Source organism: Paracoccus sp. L-17, from assembly GCF_056857655.1.
Genome location: NZ_JBSXNM010000039.1, coordinates 75,095 through 91,371, shown reverse-complemented (window position 1 = coordinate 91,371; position 16,277 = coordinate 75,095). Strand labels below are relative to the sequence as shown.

16 protein-coding genes are annotated in these 16,277 nt (G+C 64.4%); 6 read left to right on the top strand and 10 right to left on the bottom strand.

The features are described 5' to 3' along the window. Positions 1-31: 31 nt before the first annotated feature. Positions 32-1,204, bottom strand: a complete 1,173-nt coding sequence (locus tag AC13CR_RS10560) for a carboxylate-amine ligase (RefSeq protein ID WP_292956916.1) — start codon at positions 1,202-1,204, stop codon at positions 32-34. 274 nt (positions 1,205-1,478) lie between these two features. On the opposite strand from AC13CR_RS10560, the gene AC13CR_RS10555 reads away from it, so the two are divergent. Next, positions 1,479-2,123 (top strand): VPLPA-CTERM sorting domain-containing protein, encoded by a 645-nt coding sequence (locus AC13CR_RS10555; RefSeq protein WP_446233433.1) that lies wholly within the window; start codon positions 1,479-1,481, stop codon positions 2,121-2,123. A gap of 62 nt (positions 2,124-2,185) precedes the next feature. On the opposite strand, the gene AC13CR_RS10550 is transcribed toward AC13CR_RS10555, so the two are convergent. Further along, positions 2,186-3,685, bottom strand: coding sequence for a CoA-acylating methylmalonate-semialdehyde dehydrogenase (locus AC13CR_RS10550; RefSeq protein ID WP_292956922.1), 1,500 nt, complete (start codon positions 3,683-3,685; stop codon positions 2,186-2,188). 103 nt (positions 3,686-3,788) lie between these two features. Between AC13CR_RS10550 and AC13CR_RS10545 the strand changes: the two genes are divergently transcribed. The 3 genes from AC13CR_RS10545 (at position 3,789) to coaD (ending at position 5,797) form a co-directional block, all read left to right on the top strand. Continuing rightward, positions 3,789-4,700 (top strand): LysR family transcriptional regulator, encoded by a 912-nt coding sequence (locus AC13CR_RS10545; RefSeq protein WP_292956925.1) that lies wholly within the window; start codon positions 3,789-3,791, stop codon positions 4,698-4,700. Between the two features lie 58 nt (positions 4,701-4,758). Then, positions 4,759-5,220, top strand: coding sequence for a CBS domain-containing protein (locus tag AC13CR_RS10540; protein ID WP_292956928.1), 462 nt, complete (start codon positions 4,759-4,761; stop codon positions 5,218-5,220). Between the two features lie 85 nt (positions 5,221-5,305). Continuing rightward, complete coding sequence (gene coaD / locus AC13CR_RS10535) at positions 5,306-5,797, top strand: pantetheine-phosphate adenylyltransferase (protein WP_292957066.1); 492 nt, start codon at positions 5,306-5,308, stop codon at positions 5,795-5,797. Between the two features lie 209 nt (positions 5,798-6,006). Here coaD and AC13CR_RS10530 read toward each other — a convergent pair whose 3' ends face one another. The 8 genes from AC13CR_RS10530 to pyrC all read right to left on the bottom strand — a co-directional run bounded on the left by AC13CR_RS10530 (position 6,007) and on the right by pyrC (position 14,945). After that, a complete protein-coding gene (locus AC13CR_RS10530) occupies positions 6,007-6,732 on the bottom strand; it encodes an SDR family oxidoreductase (RefSeq protein ID WP_292956931.1) in 726 nt (241 codons plus the stop codon). Positions 6,733-6,829: 97 nt separating this feature from the next. Further along, positions 6,830-7,339 carry a bactofilin family protein gene (locus AC13CR_RS10525; protein ID WP_292956934.1) on the bottom strand — a complete coding sequence of 170 codons (510 nt, stop codon included), beginning with the start codon at positions 7,337-7,339 and terminating at the stop codon, positions 6,830-6,832. Beyond that, complete coding sequence (locus AC13CR_RS10520; RefSeq protein ID WP_482900818.1) at positions 7,329-8,630, bottom strand: DUF5930 domain-containing protein; 1,302 nt, start codon at positions 8,628-8,630, stop codon at positions 7,329-7,331. Before AC13CR_RS10520 ends, AC13CR_RS10525 begins: the two co-directional genes overlap by 11 nt. A gap of 187 nt (positions 8,631-8,817) precedes the next feature. Continuing rightward, a complete protein-coding gene (locus AC13CR_RS10515; RefSeq protein ID WP_292956940.1) occupies positions 8,818-10,215 on the bottom strand; it encodes a helix-turn-helix domain-containing protein in 1,398 nt (465 codons plus the stop codon). Between the two features lie 134 nt (positions 10,216-10,349). Continuing rightward, positions 10,350-11,576 carry a multidrug effflux MFS transporter gene (locus tag AC13CR_RS10510; protein WP_446232318.1) on the bottom strand — a complete coding sequence of 409 codons (1,227 nt, stop codon included), beginning with the start codon at positions 11,574-11,576 and terminating at the stop codon, positions 10,350-10,352. 69 nt (positions 11,577-11,645) lie between these two features. Further along, positions 11,646-13,133: a replicative DNA helicase gene (locus AC13CR_RS10505; protein WP_292956946.1), complete on the bottom strand. Its 1,488-nt coding sequence runs from the start codon at positions 13,131-13,133 to the stop codon at positions 11,646-11,648. Between the two features lie 100 nt (positions 13,134-13,233). Beyond that, the gene (locus AC13CR_RS10500) at positions 13,234-13,905 is read right to left on the bottom strand and encodes an orotate phosphoribosyltransferase (RefSeq protein WP_292956949.1); all 672 of its coding nucleotides are present in this window, start codon (positions 13,903-13,905) and stop codon (positions 13,234-13,236) included. Then, the gene (gene pyrC / locus AC13CR_RS10495; protein WP_292956952.1) at positions 13,902-14,945 is read right to left on the bottom strand and encodes a dihydroorotase; all 1,044 of its coding nucleotides are present in this window, start codon (positions 14,943-14,945) and stop codon (positions 13,902-13,904) included. The genes AC13CR_RS10500 and pyrC overlap by 4 nt, the downstream gene beginning before the upstream one ends. Positions 14,946-15,161: 216 nt before the next feature. Here pyrC and AC13CR_RS10490 point away from each other — a divergent pair, with 216 nt between their 5' ends. Both AC13CR_RS10490 and AC13CR_RS10485 read left to right on the top strand, forming a co-directional pair. Further along, positions 15,162-15,419, top strand: coding sequence for an antibiotic ABC transporter (locus AC13CR_RS10490; RefSeq protein WP_292956955.1), 258 nt, complete (start codon positions 15,162-15,164; stop codon positions 15,417-15,419). Positions 15,420-15,476: 57 nt separating this feature from the next. Then, entirely contained in the window at positions 15,477-16,235 is a 759-nt protein-coding gene (locus tag AC13CR_RS10485; protein WP_292956958.1) for an SDR family oxidoreductase, read from the top strand. The last annotated feature ends 42 nt before the right edge of the window (positions 16,236-16,277 follow it).

Sequence of the window (16,277 nt, the reverse complement as noted above, 5' to 3'; positions counted from 1 at the left end):
CCTCCCCGGAGCGGTTGAATTGAACGTCCGTTTAATTGCAGGAATTTCCGTTTTCGTTCAAGTCCGCGTCCCCTGCCTGCAAATCATGTCGGAATTCATCGATGAGATGGCGCACGACTTCGCACAGGGCCTGATCGCGGGTGGCCCCGGCGGCCATGGCCCGCGACAGCACCGTGCGCTGACGATCCGCCGAGCCGGGCTGCGTCGCCATTTCGCGCAGGTGCGCGGTGGCGGGCTGACCGCCCAATGCCTCGGCGTCCTCAGCGATCAAAGCCAGCCAATCCTCGGCCAGATCCGGAAACGGCAATATCCTGCCCTCACCGAAGTCGATCATCCCACCAGAGATGCCATAGCGCACGGCGCGCCAGCGGTTCTCGCCCAGCAGGAAGGTGTCATATTCGCGCCAGCGGGTGTTGCCGCGCGCCAGACGCCACAGCATTCGCACCGTCGCCTGGATCAGCGCCGCAAGCGTGATCGTGTCGTCCAGACGCGGACAGGCATCGCAGATCCGCGTCTCCAGCGTCGGAAAACTGGCAGAGGGGCGCAGATCCCACCAGATCTTGCTGGCATCCTCGACGATGCCCAGTTCGATCAACAATCCGACCGAGCGATCGAACTGGTCCCAACTGCTCAGCCTCGGCGGCAGACCGGTGCGCGGCATGTCCCCGAAGACCGTCGTGCGATAGGATGCGAGGCCGCTGTCCACACCCTGCCAGAACGGGCTGGACGCCGACAGCGCCAGAAGATGCGGCAGGAAATAGGACAACTGGTTCATCAGGTCGATCCGCTGTGCCTTGTCGTCCAGGCCGACATGGACATGCATCCCGCAGATCAGCATTCGCCGCGCCACCCCGGCCATGTCGCGCGACAATTGGTGATAGCGGTCCTTGTCAGTGTGATGCTGGTCGCGCCAGTTGCCGAAAGGATGGCAGCCGACCGAGATCGGAGCCAGGCCGAATTGTGCCGCCTGCCGCGCGATCGTGGCGCGCAGATGGCGCAGATGGGTGCGGGCGTCGCCGATATTGGCGCAGACCGGTGTGCCGACCTCGATCTGGCAGCGCAGGAATTCGGGGCTGACCTGATCGTCCAGTTCGGTCTTGCAGGCTTGCATCAGGGCATCGGGCGCCTGTGCCAGTTCGCCCGATTCGGCATCAACCAGCAGATATTCTTCCTCGATGCCCAGGCTGAATTCGGGTTCTTCCATGACGTGGTTGCGCTCGCATCGTTTGCAGAATGGTCGATCGCCGGCATGAAGGAGCATCACGTTTTCGTGAATTTCCGACTGTGCCGGTTCCGATTCACCTGTACATTCGCACGAAAGATCATTCGATTTCAGCAGCCAAGTGTCCGGTTCATTCTTCGACTGGAAAATCCTGCAATCCTGGGCGTTTGTACTGTATTTCCGTCGCCTCTGGGTTGTGCCTGGATCGATGCAATCATGTCGACAAGGTGCCCGACACGCGGTAAACGAAAAGAACATGTGTTTTTCCGATGGAGAGGTTCAGTTGAAATATTGGAAAGAAGCCGCCGTGGGGGCCTTCATGGCCGTGGCGGCGTCCGGCGCCTCGGCTGCGACTTGCGGCCCAGCGACGGGTGACACCAAGACCGTCACCGTGACGTCGGGTTCCGCGACCGTCGAATGCTATGCCTACGGCTCGGGCAACATCAACGGCAATGTGAAACAGGATCCGATCCTGAACGGTCAGACCACCGGCAAAAATACCTTCACGCTGGTGAGCGGTCCGGTCATCACCGGACTGACTTTCCTCGACAATACCAGCGAGTCGGGCGGTGCGAAGGATGGCGGCGTCACCTCGAACGGCAGTTCCACCGTTGGTCAATCCGTGTTCGGAAAGGTCACGGTCGGAGATGTGTCGCCCTATAGCGGCCTGATCCTGGCACTGAAGATCGGCAACAAGACCTCGCTGTCCTGGGCCGCCTTCAAGATTTCGACAGACGGTATCTTCGACTTCGTGATCACGCCCAAACAGGGCAGCGGATTGTCTCATGCCAATCTCTACGGGATCCCGAAACTGGCGCCTGTGCCTCTGCCGGCCTCGGCGCTGCTGCTCATGGGTGGCCTGGGCGGATTCGCCGCGCTGCGCAGACGCAAGAAGGCCTGATCGGCGGGACTTGCAAGATTTGAAGAAAAAGGCGGCCGCGTTCGCGCAGCCGCCTTTTCTCGTCAATCCATCGCCTTGAAATTGAACTCTCCGCCTTCCTTGATTCCCGACGGCCAGCGCGCTGTGACCGTTTTGGTCCGGGTGTAGAAGCGGAAGGCATCGGGGCCGTGCTGGTTCAGGTCTCCGAAGCCCGATTTCTTCCATCCGCCGAAAGTGTGATAGGCCAGCGGCACCGGGATCGGGACGTTGATCCCCACCATGCCGATATTGATCCGGTTGGCGAAATCGCGTGCCGTGTCGCCGTCGCGGGTGAAGATCGCCGTGCCGTTGCCATATTCGTGGTCCATGGCAAGGCCGATGGCCTCTTCATAGGACCCGGCGCGGACGGTGGACAGGACCGGGCCGAAAATCTCGGTCCGGTAGATGTCCATGTCCGGCGTCACGCGGTCGAACAGGTGCGGACCGACGAAAAAGCCGTCTTCATAACCCTGCAGCGCGAAGTCACGGCCATCGACAACCAGTTCGGCGCCCTGATCGATGCCGGTCTGGACCAGCCGCCGGATGTTCTCCATCGCGGCCTTGGTCACGACGGGGCCGTAATCCACATCATCGCCGGCGGTGTAGGGGCCGACCTTCAGCTTCTCGATCCGCGGCACCAGCTTTTCGATCAGCGCATCGGCGGTTTCCTCGCCCACCGGCACCGCGACCGAAATCGCCATGCAGCGTTCGCCTGCCGCGCCGAAGCCTGCACCGACCAGCGCATCGGCCGCCTGATCCAGATCGGCATCCGGCATGATGATCATGTGGTTCTTGGCACCGCCGAAACATTGCGCCCGCTTGCCGTTGGCCGTCGCGCGTTCATAGATATATTGCGCGATCGGGGTAGAGCCGACGAATCCCACCGCCTGGATGACGGGATTGTCGAGGATCGCATCCACGCTTTCCTTGTCGCCGTTGACGACCTGCAACACGCCGTCGGGCAGTCCCGCCTCTTTCAGCAGCGCAGCCAGCATCAGCGGGACCGAGGGGTCACGCTCGGACGGTTTCAGGATCATCGCGTTGCCCGCCGCCAGTGCCGGCCCCATCTTCCACAGCGGAATCATCGCCGGAAAGTTGAACGGCGTGATGCCCGCGACGACGCCCAGCGGCTGACGCATGGAATACATGTCGATGCCTGTCCCGGCGCTGTCCGTATATTCGCCCTTCAGCAGATGCGGCGCGCCGATGCAGAATTCGATCACCTCCAGCCCGCGCTGCACGTCGCCCTTGGCATCGGGAAAGGTCTTGCCGTGCTCGGCCGACAATGCCTCGGCCAGCTTGTCCATGTCGCGATTCAGCAGGTCGACGAATTTCATCATCACCCGCGCGCGACGCTGCGGATTGGTCGCGCCCCAGCCAAGCTGGGCCTTGGCGGCGCTGGCTACGGCGGCATCCAGTTCGTCCTTTCTGGCCAGCGCCACCTTGGCCTGAACCTCGCCGGTGGCCGGGTTGAACACATCCGCGAAACGGCCTGAGCCACCTTCCGCCTCCTTGCCGTCGATCCAGTGGTGAATCTCTTTCATCGCATCCTCCATTCATGACTTGCGGTCAGGATAGCCTTGCGGAAATGCCGGGAAAAGGGGCATGATGGCAAAAGCGTTTTGCGTTTTCGCAAGGATTAATCGAATGGACTGGGACGACCTGCGCATCTTTCTGTCCGTGTCCAGAACCGAAAGCCTGTCGGGTGCGGGGCGCCGCCTGGGGATGGATGCTTCGACAATCGGCCGCAGGATCGCGCGGCTGGAACGGGCCGTCGGCGCGACATTGTTTGCCAAGACCCCGCAGGGCTATGCGATGACGGCCGAGGGCGCGCGTCTGGTCGCCCCCGCCGAGGCGGCGGAAAAGGCAGCGCTGGCTGCGGCCGAGGCCACCCATGGCGAAGCCGGCATCAGCGGGCAGTTGCGGATCGGCGCGCCCGACGGCTGTGCGAATTACCTGCTGCCACAGGTCCTGCGCGATATCTGCGCGGTGCATCCGGGGCTCGAGATCCAGATCGTCGCGCTGCCCCGTGTGGTGAACCTGTCCCGGCGCGAGGCCGACATGGCCATCGCCGTCTCGCCCCCCGACACCGGACGGCTAAGCGTGCAGCGGCTGGTCGATTACCAACTGCACCTGGCCGGACATGATGATTACCTGCGCGCCCATCCGCCGATCGCCGAACTTGCCGATCTGCACCGGCATCGCCTGATCGGCTACATCCCCGACATGATCTTCGACCGCGAACTGGATTACCTTTCCGAGACGGGGGCCGACAGTGCCGCGATCACCTCGAATTCGGTTTCGGTTCAAATGCAGGCGATCCGGGCCGGCGCGGGACTTGGCATCGTTCACGATTTCGCGCTGCCCTTCGCGCCGGGCGTCCGCATCGTGCTGCCACAGCGCATCGCGCTGCGGCGCAGCTTCTGGCTGATCCGCCACGCGGACGATCGCCGGTCGCGCCGCCTGACGCGCCTTGCCGAGATGCTGTCCCAGGGATTGCGTGCCGAAGTGGCGCGGCTGGAGGCGCGGCTTCCCGCGGACCGCGATCGTCGGGCTTGACGCAGGGCCCGGTGAGGCGAAAGATGAAATCAACCACGCGGTGAGAAGGGGATTTGCGATGCTGGTCAGACAATTGCTGTCGATGAAAAGCGATTCCGGCAAGGCCGGGATCGAGGCCGGAACGATCATCACCATCAAGCCCGAGGCGACTTTGGCGGAAGCCGTGAAGCTTCTGGCCGACCAGCGCATCGGCGCGGTGGTCGTGTCCAGCGATGGCCGCACACCGGAAGGCATCCTGTCCGAACGCGACGTGGTGCGGCAATTGGGCGCGCACGGGTCCGGCGTTCTGGACACGCCGCTGGGCAAGGTGATGACCCGCGCCGTCCAGACCTGCACCACGGGCGAAGACGCGCTGACCATCCTTGAACGCATGACCCAGGGGCGGTTTCGCCATTTGCCGGTGGTGGACGATTCCGGACACATGCTGGGGCTCATTTCGATCGGCGATGCGGTCAGCGGCCGCCTGAAGGAACTGGCGGCGGAAAAGGACGCGCTGACCGGCATGATCATGGGCAGCTGACGCGCCGCGAAATTCTGGCAAATACTTGCCTTTCGGTGAAAAATGGGCTTTGGCTGACGGCTATCTTCAACGGGGACAGCGGATGATGCGCATAGGCCTTTATCCCGGTACATTCGATCCGATCACGCTTGGCCATGTCGATATCATCCAGCGTGCGATGGCTCTGGTCGATCGGCTGGTGATCGGGGTGGCGATCAACCGCGACAAGGCGCCGTTGTTCGATCTGCAAGCGCGGGTCGATATGGTGCGCGCCGAATGTGACGAGATCGCCGCGCGCACCGGCGGCGAAATCCTGGTTCATCCGTTCGATAATCTGCTGATCGATTGCGCCCGCGATGTCGGTGCCACCGTCATTGTGCGGGGGCTGCGCGCCGTTGCCGATTTCGAATACGAATTCCAGATGGTCGGCATGAATCGTGCACTGGATGCCAGTATCGAGACCGTGTTCCTGATGGCTGACGCCCGCCGTCAGGCGATCGCATCGAAACTGGTCAAGGAAATCGCACGACTGGGCGGTGATATCTCGAAGTTCGTGACCCCGCGGGTAGCGCAGGCGCTGGTCGCGCGGTTCGAGTGATCTGCCATGTTGTCCGGCACCGCGTATCCGCGCCTTGCCTGGGCGCACTGGAAGGGAGATTGCATTGACCCGCTCGGACGATCCCGATCCTCAACCGATCCCCATGCCGCCAAGCCGGCCCCTGCCTGACCCCGCGCCAGACCGCCCCGACGACCGGCCGCGGCCGGCATGGTTGCGGCAGCCCCCGCGGACGCCGCTGTCAGTCTCGATCAGCCGCGTCCGATGAAGGGCATCCTGGTGGCCATCACGGTCATGAACTGAACGTTGGCACCATCCGGAACCGAGGCCATGTGCAGCACCGCATCAGCCACGGTGGCGACATCGATCATCGGTTCGGGCTCGGCCTGACGCCGGCTGACCTGGGCCAGCAATTCGCTGGCCGCATTGCCGATGTCGATCTGGCCGCAAGCGATGTCGAAGGGCCGTCCGTCCAGCGACAGCGATTTCGTCAGGCCGGTCACGGCATGTTTGGAGGTCGTATAGGCGATCGAACCCGGACGTGGCGCATGGGCCGAGATCGACCCGTTGTTGATGATCCGTCCGCCTTGCGGGTCCTGATCGCGCATGATGCGAAAAGCGGCGCTTGCGCACAGGAACATGCCGGTCACGTTGACGTCGATGATGCGGCGAAAGTCGCTGGCCGAAACCGCATCGGGCAGGGCCGCCGCCAGCGCCTGTCCGGCATTGTTGAACAGGACGTCCAGCCGACCCCAGGCCGCCATGGCCCGATCGAATGTCTGCCGGACCTCTGCTTCCGCGCTGACATCGCAGGGCAGGATCAGCGCATTGGCCGCGTCTTCGGACGTGTCTTCCAGCGCCGCACGCCGACGTCCGATCAGACCCGTGCGCCAACCCGCGCGCAGGAAATGCCGCGCAGTGGCCCGGCCGATCCCGCTGCCAGCGCCGGTGATCAGGATGGTGCGCGGACCCGTCATGGCTGCCGAGAACGGCGCCGGTTCCGCGTCAGGCCGGGCGCGGGGTGGCGAAACGGCCGGTCACGCAGGCCAATCACAAAAGCCGTGCCGGCGGTCTTCAATTGCCTGCGGGCGGGGCCAGTTTCTTGGTCGCGCCATCGGCCAGGGGATCGTCCTGACGCTGGACCGAGCCTTCGAAATGCGCACCCGATTCGATGGCGATGGTCTTGTGGATGATGTCGCCCTCGACCCGGGCCGCGGCCGAAAGCCGGACCTTCAGCCCGCGCACCCGGCCGACCACGCGACCGTTCACGATGATTTCGTCGCCCATGATCTCGCCGTTGATCGTAGCGGTTTCGCCCACCGTCAACTGGCGGGCGCGCACGTCGCCTTCGACCTTGCCTTCGATCTGGATATCGCCGTCGGTGCGGATATTGCCGGTTACGATCAGGTCCGAGGACAGGACCGACGGGCTTGCCTGCTTGCGCGGGGGCTGCGGGGTCGCCGCGGTCTCGCCACCCGAGGCACGCTGTTCCTGCGCCGGGGCGGGGGCTTTGACGGGCTCGTCGCCTGCGGCGGCGGCATTCTGTTGAGGACGGTTTTCGGTCACGCGGGTCTTACTGAACATTGCTTGCTGCCTTGATGAAACTCATCGGGTCCACCGCCCGGCCTTTCATGCGCACTTCGTAATGAAGATGCGGCCCGGTCGAGCGTCCGGTGCTGCCAATATCACCGATCGGGTCGCCTTGCGACACCCTTTGCCCAACCTTCACGCCAATTTTCGACAGATGGGCATAGCGTGTCTCGACGCCCAGTTCGTGTTCGATCTTGATCAGGTTGCCATATGCCCCCTGCCGGCCGGCGAATATCACGACACCGTCGCCGGGCGCATAGACCTTGGTGCCGGTCGGGCTGGCCATGTCCAACGCATTATGCATCCGCCCCCAGCGACGACCGAAGCTCGAAGTGAGCCGGTAAGAGGCCTTCAGCGGCGTCGCGAAAGGAAGCTTTTCCATCGCAATGCGATAGGTGTTGATCTGGTCCAGCGTCACGAGGATCTGGTTCGCCTTGGTCTCGCCCTGGCGCAGCGCCGCGTCGCCGCGGGTCGAGTAGGACATCGGCGTCAGCGGACCGCCCTGGCCGGAATAGCCCTTGCGAATTTCCGACAGCATGTCATCGGGGTCCACCCCGATCGCGCGGAAAACCTTGTCCAGCGGTTCGACCGAAACCGACATGGCATCCTCGACCTGGGCCAGGATTTCGTCGTTTCGGGCCACGATCGCGTCGCGTTCGGCGGCCATTCTTTCGGCCTCGCCGCGCGCTTCGGCCGCGTCCTTCTGGGCCTTGGTCCGTGCCTGTGCGGTGTCGCGAAGCTCGCCCGACAGGATGTCCAGCGCGACGGTGACATCCTTGCTTCGGTCCGCATCGCCGGACGGGCTGTCGGCGGCGCCGGCGGCATGCAGGGATCCGTCGCGCTCGCCGATCGCGTCACGCAGGGTCGATTGCACGGTGGTCAGACCGCTTTGCAGCTCTCGCCGTTTTTCTTCCGATGCCAGAAGCTGTGACTGCATCTGCGAAACCTGATCCAGCGCCACCGAAAAGCGGCTCTGCGCCGCCACCGCCTCGGCCGCACGGGCATCGCGTTCCGCAGACAGCTGATCCAGGCGTTCCTCGAACGCGGCCTGGACACGCAGCATCTGTTCGCGCGAGGATCCGGAACTGACCGCATCGATCACGAGGATCGAACTTGCCACCAGCATCCAGCCAAGGCCCAGTGTCGCCCCGCCGATTCCGACAAGCTGGGTCACGGGGCGCAGGCGCAGGAAGCGGGTGCTGTCATCGGATCGAAGGAACAGGCGCTGTTCGGGCAGAAGACGTTCAAGTGAGGCGTTCAGGCCATTCAGCAACTTCTTCGACAAGTCCAGTCCCCCGGTCCCGCGACCCTGTTTCCAGTCTGGCCGGATCGCTTTGGTTCCATTCGGAGGTCGGTAAACAAGACCTGTGCCCTGATGGCAACAGGTCATCCGCCGGGCCCGTTGCAGATGCGCGGATACATGCCTTTGCGGGCGGGATTCCGCCGAAACCGGCAGCCATTCGCCAAAGTCTTCACGCAATTTCATAGGGAAGCGGCCCGTTTCGGTCGGTTGGTATGCGCAGGGGCCGATCGATCGGCGGAACCGAGCGCTGGTGACAATCCCTGCGCGGACAAATCCGGCACGAGATGCCGATCGGCTCGAACGCCCGCGGGCGGGACAGATCCAGGCCGTCGCCATAGACGAGCTTGCCCGCGTGACCGATCTCGCAGCCCAGGCCGATGGCAAAGCGGCGCACAGGGGCATCGAAGGCGCCCGCATGTTTCGACACGTCGCGCGCCAGAAGCAGATAGCGGACGCCGTCGGGTGTTTCGGCCAGTTGCCGCAGGAAATGCCGGGGCTGTTCAAAGGCGCGGTGGACGTTCCACAGCGGACATGCGCCGCCGAAACGCGCGAATTGCAGGCGCGTGGCGGAATGACGTTTGGTGATCGTGCCCGCCTGATCGACCCTGACGAAGAAGAATGGCACGCCTTTCGCGCCGGGCCGCTGCAGGGTTGACAGGCGATGTGCGACCTGTTCCAGCGAGGCGCCGAAAAGATGCGCCAGCCGCTCCAGATCGTGCCGTTCCGCCTGCGCGGCCGCCAGGAAGGCGCGGTAGGGCATCAGAGCGGCGCCGGCAAAGTAGTTGGCCATCCCGACGCGGGCGATCTCTCGCGCGGCGGGGTCACGGAAACGGGCCAGATCCAGCATTGCCTCCAGCAGGTCGGATTGGCGTTCCACCGCCACCAGGTGCAGAAGCTGGAAGACGCGGGTGGCGGATTCGGCTGCGGCATTGAGGTGAATTTCGTTGCCGCTGCGCCGGAACACGGCATTGGCGGGCAATTCCATCTCGCGGATGCGGATGCCCGATTTTGCCAGGGCCGAGACCGCCGCCTGCCATGGATCGGCCCGCACGCCGTCGGGGCAGGCGAACCGTTCGGCCGCACGGTCCACCGCGTCGATGTAATTGTCGCAATAGTGGAAAAAGTCGCGGACCTCCTCCCACGGGGTCGAAAGCGCATTCTGCCCGGCCGCGCCGATCGCCTCGTCCAGGGCGGCCAGCCGCTCTTGTCCCTGCCGGTGGGCGCGGTAGAGGTCCAGAAAGGCGCGCGCCAGACTGGGCGCGTTCGTCGCGGCCAGACGCAGATCATTCAGCGGCGGCGCGGTGTCGAAGATCGGATCGGCCAGGGCCTCCTGCATGTCGATGACCATGCGTTCCGCATCGCCCGCCGAAAGCGTGGTCAGATCGACGCCGAATTCCTGTGCCAGCCGCAGCAGCACCCCGGCCGAGATCGGACGGTGATTGTTCTCCATCTGCGACAGATAGGGCAACGAGATCCCCAGCCGTTCCGCGAAGACCCGCTGGGTCAACCCTGACCGGGCGCGGGTTTCGCGCAGGGATGTACCCGCATAGATTTTCTGAACCGCCATGATCGCCCCCGTTCTTTGCAAAGCAGGCTGTAGCCTTTGCAAAGGGCGCCCGGCAAGCGCCCGCGACGGTGCGGGGCGGGCTGGCGGAAAGGATCGGGCGAGGTTCGACATGGCCGCACCATGGACCAGAAGGATTAAGATCCGGTTGTGGTGTGCCGGATCGTCCCCAAGCGTCTTTCGCGCCGCAGCACCCACAGGATCGAGGCCAGCGAGCCCGCCGCCGACATCACCATGATGGTCAGCAGCGGCGTGGCGCCTGAGCCGGGCTGCAACAGCGCCCCGGCCAGGGCCGAGAGGGCGGCGCCTCCGGCGACGGCCAGCGCCCCGCCCAGACCGCTGGCGGTGCCAGCCAGTTCCGGGCGGACGCTCATCATGCCGGCATTGGCGTTGGGCAGAACCAGGCCGTTGCCCAGCCCCATGACGGCAATCGCTCCGAAAAATGTCCAGGGATTCGTCAGGCCCGTCAGCGTCGTGATCAGCGACAGGAACAAAGCCGCGAGGCTGATCGCCGTGCCGTAAAGGATCATTCTGTTCAGACCCAGCATCGCCGAGAAGCGGCCAGACAGGAAATTGCCCGTCAGGTATCCGATCGAGGGCGCGGCGAAGAAGTAACCCACTTCCGCCGGGCTCAGGCCGAAGACCTGCCCGCCCACGAAGGGCGCGCCGCCCAGATAGGCGAAGAAACTGCCGGACGCCATGGTCGCCGCCCCGCAATAACCCCAGAAGCGAACGGACCGCGCCAGCACAGGGTAATTGGCGACCTGTTCGCGCAAGGGGATGCCGCCGCCGCGCACGGTCTCGCCCAGATCACGCCAGGAGACGGCAAGAACCACCAGTCCCAGCAGGCCCATGACGGCGAAATTCGCGCGCCAGCCGAAGGCCTCGTCCAGAACCCCGCCGATTACCGGCGCGATCATCGGCACCACCGACATGCCCATCGTGACATAGCCGATCATCGAGGCCGCGCGGTTGCCATCGAACATGTCGCGCACGACGGCGCGCGGGACCAGCATGCAGACGGCGATTGCAGACTGGATCAGCCGGAACAGCAGGAACAGCCCCGCATCGCGTGCCGTCAGCGTTCCAAGCGTGGCAAGCAGGAAGATCACGAGGCCCACCAGCACGACCGGTCGTCGGCCATAGCGGTCGCTGACCGGCCCGGCCAGCAATTGCAGCACCGCGCTGGCCCCGATATAGGCCGAAACCGAAAGCTGCATGATCGCATAATCCACGCCGAAGTCCCGTGCCATGCCGGGAAGCGAGGGCAGGAACACGTTCATCGACAGCGCGGCGACGCCCGATAGCGCGATCAGCGTCAGGATATGCGGCGCAGTCCGTTTGCCGCGATCAGTTCCGGTCATGGAACACGAACCACGCGCCCGAACAGGTCAGCGGCAAGCAGACCTGCCGCGTGGCCGGAACGGGCGGGTTCAGTCCCATTGGCTCTGACGGTCCTTCGCCAGGTTGCCAAAACGCGTGAACTGGCCCTCGAAGGACAGTTCGACCGTGCCGATGGGGCCGTGGCGCTGCTTGCCCAGAATTACCTCGGCCTTGCCATGGACCTGTTCCATGATCTGTTGCCACTTCGCCATCGCATCCAGATCGCTGTCCGAGGGTTTTTCACGTTCGCGATAATATTCCTCGCGGAACACGAACATCACGATATCGGCGTCCTGTTCGATGGACCCTGATTCGCGCAGGTCGGAAAGCTGCGGGCGCTTGTCCTCGCGATTCTCGACCTGACGCGACAGCTGCGACAGGGCGATGACGGGGATGTTCAATTCCTTGGCGACGGCCTTCAGCCCCTGCGTGATCTCGCTGACCTCGTTGACGCGGCTGTCCTTGGCGGATGCGGCTTTCAGAAGCTGCAGATAATCCACCATCAGCACATCCAGGCCATGCACCCGCTTCAGCTTGCGCGCGCGGGCGGCAAGCTGGTTGATCGGCAGGGCGGGGGTGTCGTCGATGTAAAGCGGGCAGTTCTGAAGCGCATGGGCAGCCTCGACGAAACGGCGGAACTCGCCCTCGTCCATATTGCCCGACCGGATTCTTTCGCTGGGCACCTCGGCGGCTTCGGACAGGATCCGTGCGGCCAGTTGCTCGGCCGACATCTCGAGGCTGAAAAAGCCGACCACGCCGCCCTCGATCGTGCCATGGGTGCCGTCGGCGCGTTCGCCCTGCTTGTGCGCGCGGGCGATGTTGAAGGCGATATTGGTTGCCAGCGAGGTTTTGCCCATCGAGGGACGCCCGGCGATGATGATCAGGTCGGAATTGTTCAGACCGCCCATCTTGCCGTCCAGATCCACGAGCCCGGTCGAAATCCCGGACAGCTTGCCGTCCCGCTGATAGGCGGCATTGGCCACCTGAACCGCACCCGTCACCGCCTTCAGGAAGGACTGGAATCCGCGCTCCGCCACACCCTGTTCGCCCAGTTGATACAGCGTCTGTTCGGCGACCTTGATCTGTTCCTCGGCATCGTCGCCCACCTCGACCGTCGAGGCGCGCGACGAGATGTCATGGCCCAACTGGATCAGTTCGCGCCGCAGCGCGAATTCGCGGATCATCTGCGCATAATCCCGCGCCGCATAGGCCGAGATCGCGGCGCTGGCCATGCGCGCCAGATAGGCCGGCCCCCCCAGTTCCTTCAGCCCCTCGTCGTTTTCCAGGAACGCCTTGATCGTCACCGGGCTGGCCAGCGCATTCTTGCGGATCCGTTCGGAACAAATCTCGAAGATGCGGGCATGGACAGGGTGATAGAAATGTTCCGGCTTGATGACCTGCGTCACCCGGTCGAAGACATCGTTGTTCGTCAGAAGCGCGCCCAGCAATTGCTGTTCGGCCTCCAGCGAATAGGGGATGGCGGCCTTTTCCTCGGCTGCCGAATCCTGCCCCGGAATGATCGCCCGCAAACCGTTCATCTCGCTGCCCCCGCCGATTCTTGTTTGGGCGTTTATCTCATATCGGGACAGGCGCGGCTATCGGGATATCCTGTGGACAGGCTGTGGATAAGCCGGCCCGTCAGCCATTCGCCGCCTGCCAGCCGCGCGGATCGGTCAGGAAGGTGCGGACCTCGGCAAGCGTCCGGTCGTCGAAGGATTGCGCGGCCTGGGCCTCGGCCAGCACGTCCCACCAGGTGCAGAGATGGTGCAGCCTGACGCCGTGATCGGCCAGTCGCCGGGTCGTTTCGGGGAAGATACCGTAGTAGAAGATCACCGCCGTGTGCGCGCAGGTTGCGCCGGTTTCGCGGATGGCATCGACAAAGGACAGCTTGCTGCCGCCGTCGGTCGTCAGGTCCTCGACCAGCAGCACCCGCTGGCCCTCCTCCATCACGCCCTCGATTCGGGCATTGCGGCCATAGCCCTTCGGCTTCTTGCGCACATAGGTCATCGGCAGGGCCATGCGTTCGGCCATCATGGCGGCGAAGGGAATGCCTGCCGTCTCGCCGCCCGCGATATTGTCGAAAGCCTCGAAACCGGCATCGCGCATCACCGTCGCGGCCATGAAATCCAGCAGCGTCTGGCGCACGCGCGGAAAGCTGACGATCCGGCGGCAATCGACATAGGTCGGCCCCCTGAGCCCCGAGGCATAGGTGAACGGCGTCTCGGCGTTGAAATCGACGGCCTTGATTTCCAGCAGCATCCGGGCCGAGAGCCGGGCGATTTCCTCGCGCGCGGGGTAGGGCAGGCTCATGAATCCTCCAGGTGCCAGAACAGCGTGAAGAAGGGATCGAAGACCGTCACGGTCTCTTTGCCCGCCGTGATCGTGGCCGGATATCGGGCCGGCACATCGCGCTTGACCAGTCGGATGCGGTCCTCGTTGGCGGGCAGACCATAGAAGGCGGCGCCGTTAAGGCTGGCAAAGGCTTCCAGCCGGTCCAGCGCGTCTTCTTCCTCGAAGACATGAGCCAGGATCGACATCGTGTTGGGCGCGGTAAAGCAGCCGGCGCAGCCGCAGGGTTGCAGCTTGGCGCGGTCGGGATGCGGCGCGCTGTCGGTGCCCAGGAAGAACCGCCCCTCGCCACTGGTCGCGGCCTCGCGCAGCGCCAGGCGGTGCGATTCGCGTTTGGCCACCGGCAGGCAGTAATAATGTGGTCGAATGCCGCCTGCGAGGATGGCGTTGCGGTTGATGACCAGATGATGCGTGGTGATCGTGGCGCCCAGACCGGGGCCGCCGTCACGGATATAGGCCACGCCGTCGCTGGTGGTGATATGCTCCATCACGACGGTCAGGCCGGGGGTGGCGCGACGGATCGGATCCAGCACGCGGTCGATGAAGACGGCCTCGCGGTCGAAGATATCGACCTCCGCGTCGGTGACCTCGCCGTGAACGCAAAGCGGAATGCCCGCCTCGGCCATCGCGTCCAGAACCGGCCGGATCCGGGCCATGTCGGTCACGCCGCTGGCGGAATTGGTGGTTGCCCCGGCCGGATACAGCTTGACCGCGCGGATGATCCCGTCTCGATGTGCGGCGACCACATCCGCCGGATCGGTCGTGTCGGTCAGATACAATGTCATCTGCGGCTGAAGCGCGCTGCCTTCGGGCAGCGCGGCCAGGATGCGGTCGCGATAGGCGGCGGCCTCGGCACCGGTCACGATCGGAGGCACCAGATTCGGCATGATGATCGCGCGGCCGAAACCGGCGGAATGGGGCGCCACGGCGTCCAGCATCGCGCCGTCACGCAGATGCAGGTGCCAATCGTCGGGGCGGCGGAGGGTCAGGCTGTCGGTCATGATGCCTGCCTCTATACACGGCAGCAGACGGTTGCCAAGCATGCGCGATCCGATTTCGCGGTGTCGCCTTGAAACAGTGCCTTGTCCTTGCCGCCCGCCCGTCCCACATTGACTCAGCAGCGTGTTATGCACATTCTGCAATAATCAGGACGGGATGGCATGAATTCGTTGAATATTGGTCAGGTAGCAGGCAATCCCATGCGCCTTTGGGCGCAGATGGCACGGCTTTCCATCGAATCGCAGACGGTGATCGGGTTGCGCATGGCGGGCATGATGGGCTTGATGGTCCAGTCGCCGGGCGAACCGCTTCGCATGATCGCCGAGAAGCAGGCGGCGGCATCCGAGGCGATCTTTGCCATGGTCCGCGTCGCCGGCAGCGGAGCCAGCGCCGATCGCGTTCTTTCCGCCGGCCTGCGCCCCTATGGCAAGCGCACCCGCGCGAATTCGCGCCGTCTGACCCGCAGCCGGCGCTGACCGGGAACGGGTTCGGCCCCTGGCGTGTTTTGCCGCCGGACCAGGGTGAGGACAGGGATGACACGCACAGCACTGATTACCGGTGGGGCTCAGGGGATTGGCCGCGGCATCGCCGACCGACTGGTCGAGAACGACTGGAAGGTCGCGATCTTCGACAAGGACGCCGAGGCGGTTGATGAGGTCTCGGACACGCTTCCAGGCAGTCTTGCGCTGCCCGTGGATGTGGCCGATGAGGCATCCGTTCATCAGGGTTTCGCGACGCTGGCTGATTGGCTGGCCGGGGCAGGGCTGGATCTTCTGGTCTCGAATGCGGGTATCGCCGATCCTGTCAGCGGGCCGGTCGAGGATCTGTCGCTGTCGGAATGGCGAGAATGGCAGGACAGCCATCTGACCGGCGCGTTCCTGTGCATTCGCGGCGCCGTGCCGCTGTTGCGCCGGGCGCGCGGTTCCATCGTCACCATCGCCTCGACACGGGCTTTGCAGTCGGAACCCGATTGCGAAGCCTATGCCGCAGCCAAGGGCGGACTCTGTGCGCTGACCCATGCGCTGGCCATCAGTCTGGGGCCGCAGATTCGCGCGAACTGCATCCTGCCCGGCTGGATCGAGACCGGCCCTTGGCAGAAGCGGTCAGAGCGCAGCGACCCGGATCATTCGCGGAGCGACAAGGCACAGCATCCGGTCGGCCGCGTCGGCACGCCGCAGGACATCGCGGCGCTGGTCGCCTACCTCGCCTCAAGCGAGGAGGCAGGCTTCGTGACCGGTCAGCACTTCGTGGTCGATGGCGGCATGACACGCAAGATGATCTATCTGGAATAAAGACCTGAAGGACCAGATGAAAACGGCGGGGCCATAGCCCCG

What these genes read in the sequence shown, in the direction of transcription:
- AC13CR_RS10560 (WP_292956916.1), bottom strand. Translation starts at nt 1,204, where the DNA reads ATGGAAGAACCCGAATTCAGCCTGGGCATCGAGGAAGAATATCTGCTG.
- AC13CR_RS10555 (WP_446233433.1), top strand. Translation starts at nt 1,479, where the DNA reads ATGTGTTTTTCCGATGGAGAGGTTCAGTTGAAATATTGGAAAGAAGCC.
- AC13CR_RS10550 (WP_292956922.1), bottom strand. Translation starts at nt 3,685, where the DNA reads ATGAAAGAGATTCACCACTGGATCGACGGCAAGGAGGCGGAAGGTGGC.
- AC13CR_RS10545 (WP_292956925.1), top strand. Translation starts at nt 3,789, where the DNA reads ATGGACTGGGACGACCTGCGCATCTTTCTGTCCGTGTCCAGAACCGAA.
- AC13CR_RS10540 (WP_292956928.1), top strand. Translation starts at nt 4,759, where the DNA reads ATGCTGGTCAGACAATTGCTGTCGATGAAAAGCGATTCCGGCAAGGCC.
- coaD (WP_292957066.1), top strand. Translation starts at nt 5,306, where the DNA reads ATGCGCATAGGCCTTTATCCCGGTACATTCGATCCGATCACGCTTGGC.
- AC13CR_RS10530 (WP_292956931.1), bottom strand. Translation starts at nt 6,732, where the DNA reads ATGACGGGTCCGCGCACCATCCTGATCACCGGCGCTGGCAGCGGGATC.
- AC13CR_RS10525 (WP_292956934.1), bottom strand. Translation starts at nt 7,339, where the DNA reads ATGTTCAGTAAGACCCGCGTGACCGAAAACCGTCCTCAACAGAATGCC.
- AC13CR_RS10515 (WP_292956940.1), bottom strand. Translation starts at nt 10,215, where the DNA reads ATGGCGGTTCAGAAAATCTATGCGGGTACATCCCTGCGCGAAACCCGC.
- AC13CR_RS10510 (WP_446232318.1), bottom strand. Translation starts at nt 11,576, where the DNA reads ATGACCGGAACTGATCGCGGCAAACGGACTGCGCCGCATATCCTGACG.
- AC13CR_RS10505 (WP_292956946.1), bottom strand. Translation starts at nt 13,133, where the DNA reads ATGAACGGTTTGCGGGCGATCATTCCGGGGCAGGATTCGGCAGCCGAG.
- AC13CR_RS10500 (WP_292956949.1), bottom strand. Translation starts at nt 13,905, where the DNA reads ATGAGCCTGCCCTACCCCGCGCGCGAGGAAATCGCCCGGCTCTCGGCC.
- pyrC (WP_292956952.1), bottom strand. Translation starts at nt 14,945, where the DNA reads ATGACCGACAGCCTGACCCTCCGCCGCCCCGACGATTGGCACCTGCAT.
- AC13CR_RS10490 (WP_292956955.1), top strand. Translation starts at nt 15,162, where the DNA reads ATGGCACGGCTTTCCATCGAATCGCAGACGGTGATCGGGTTGCGCATG.
- AC13CR_RS10485 (WP_292956958.1), top strand. Translation starts at nt 15,477, where the DNA reads ATGACACGCACAGCACTGATTACCGGTGGGGCTCAGGGGATTGGCCGC.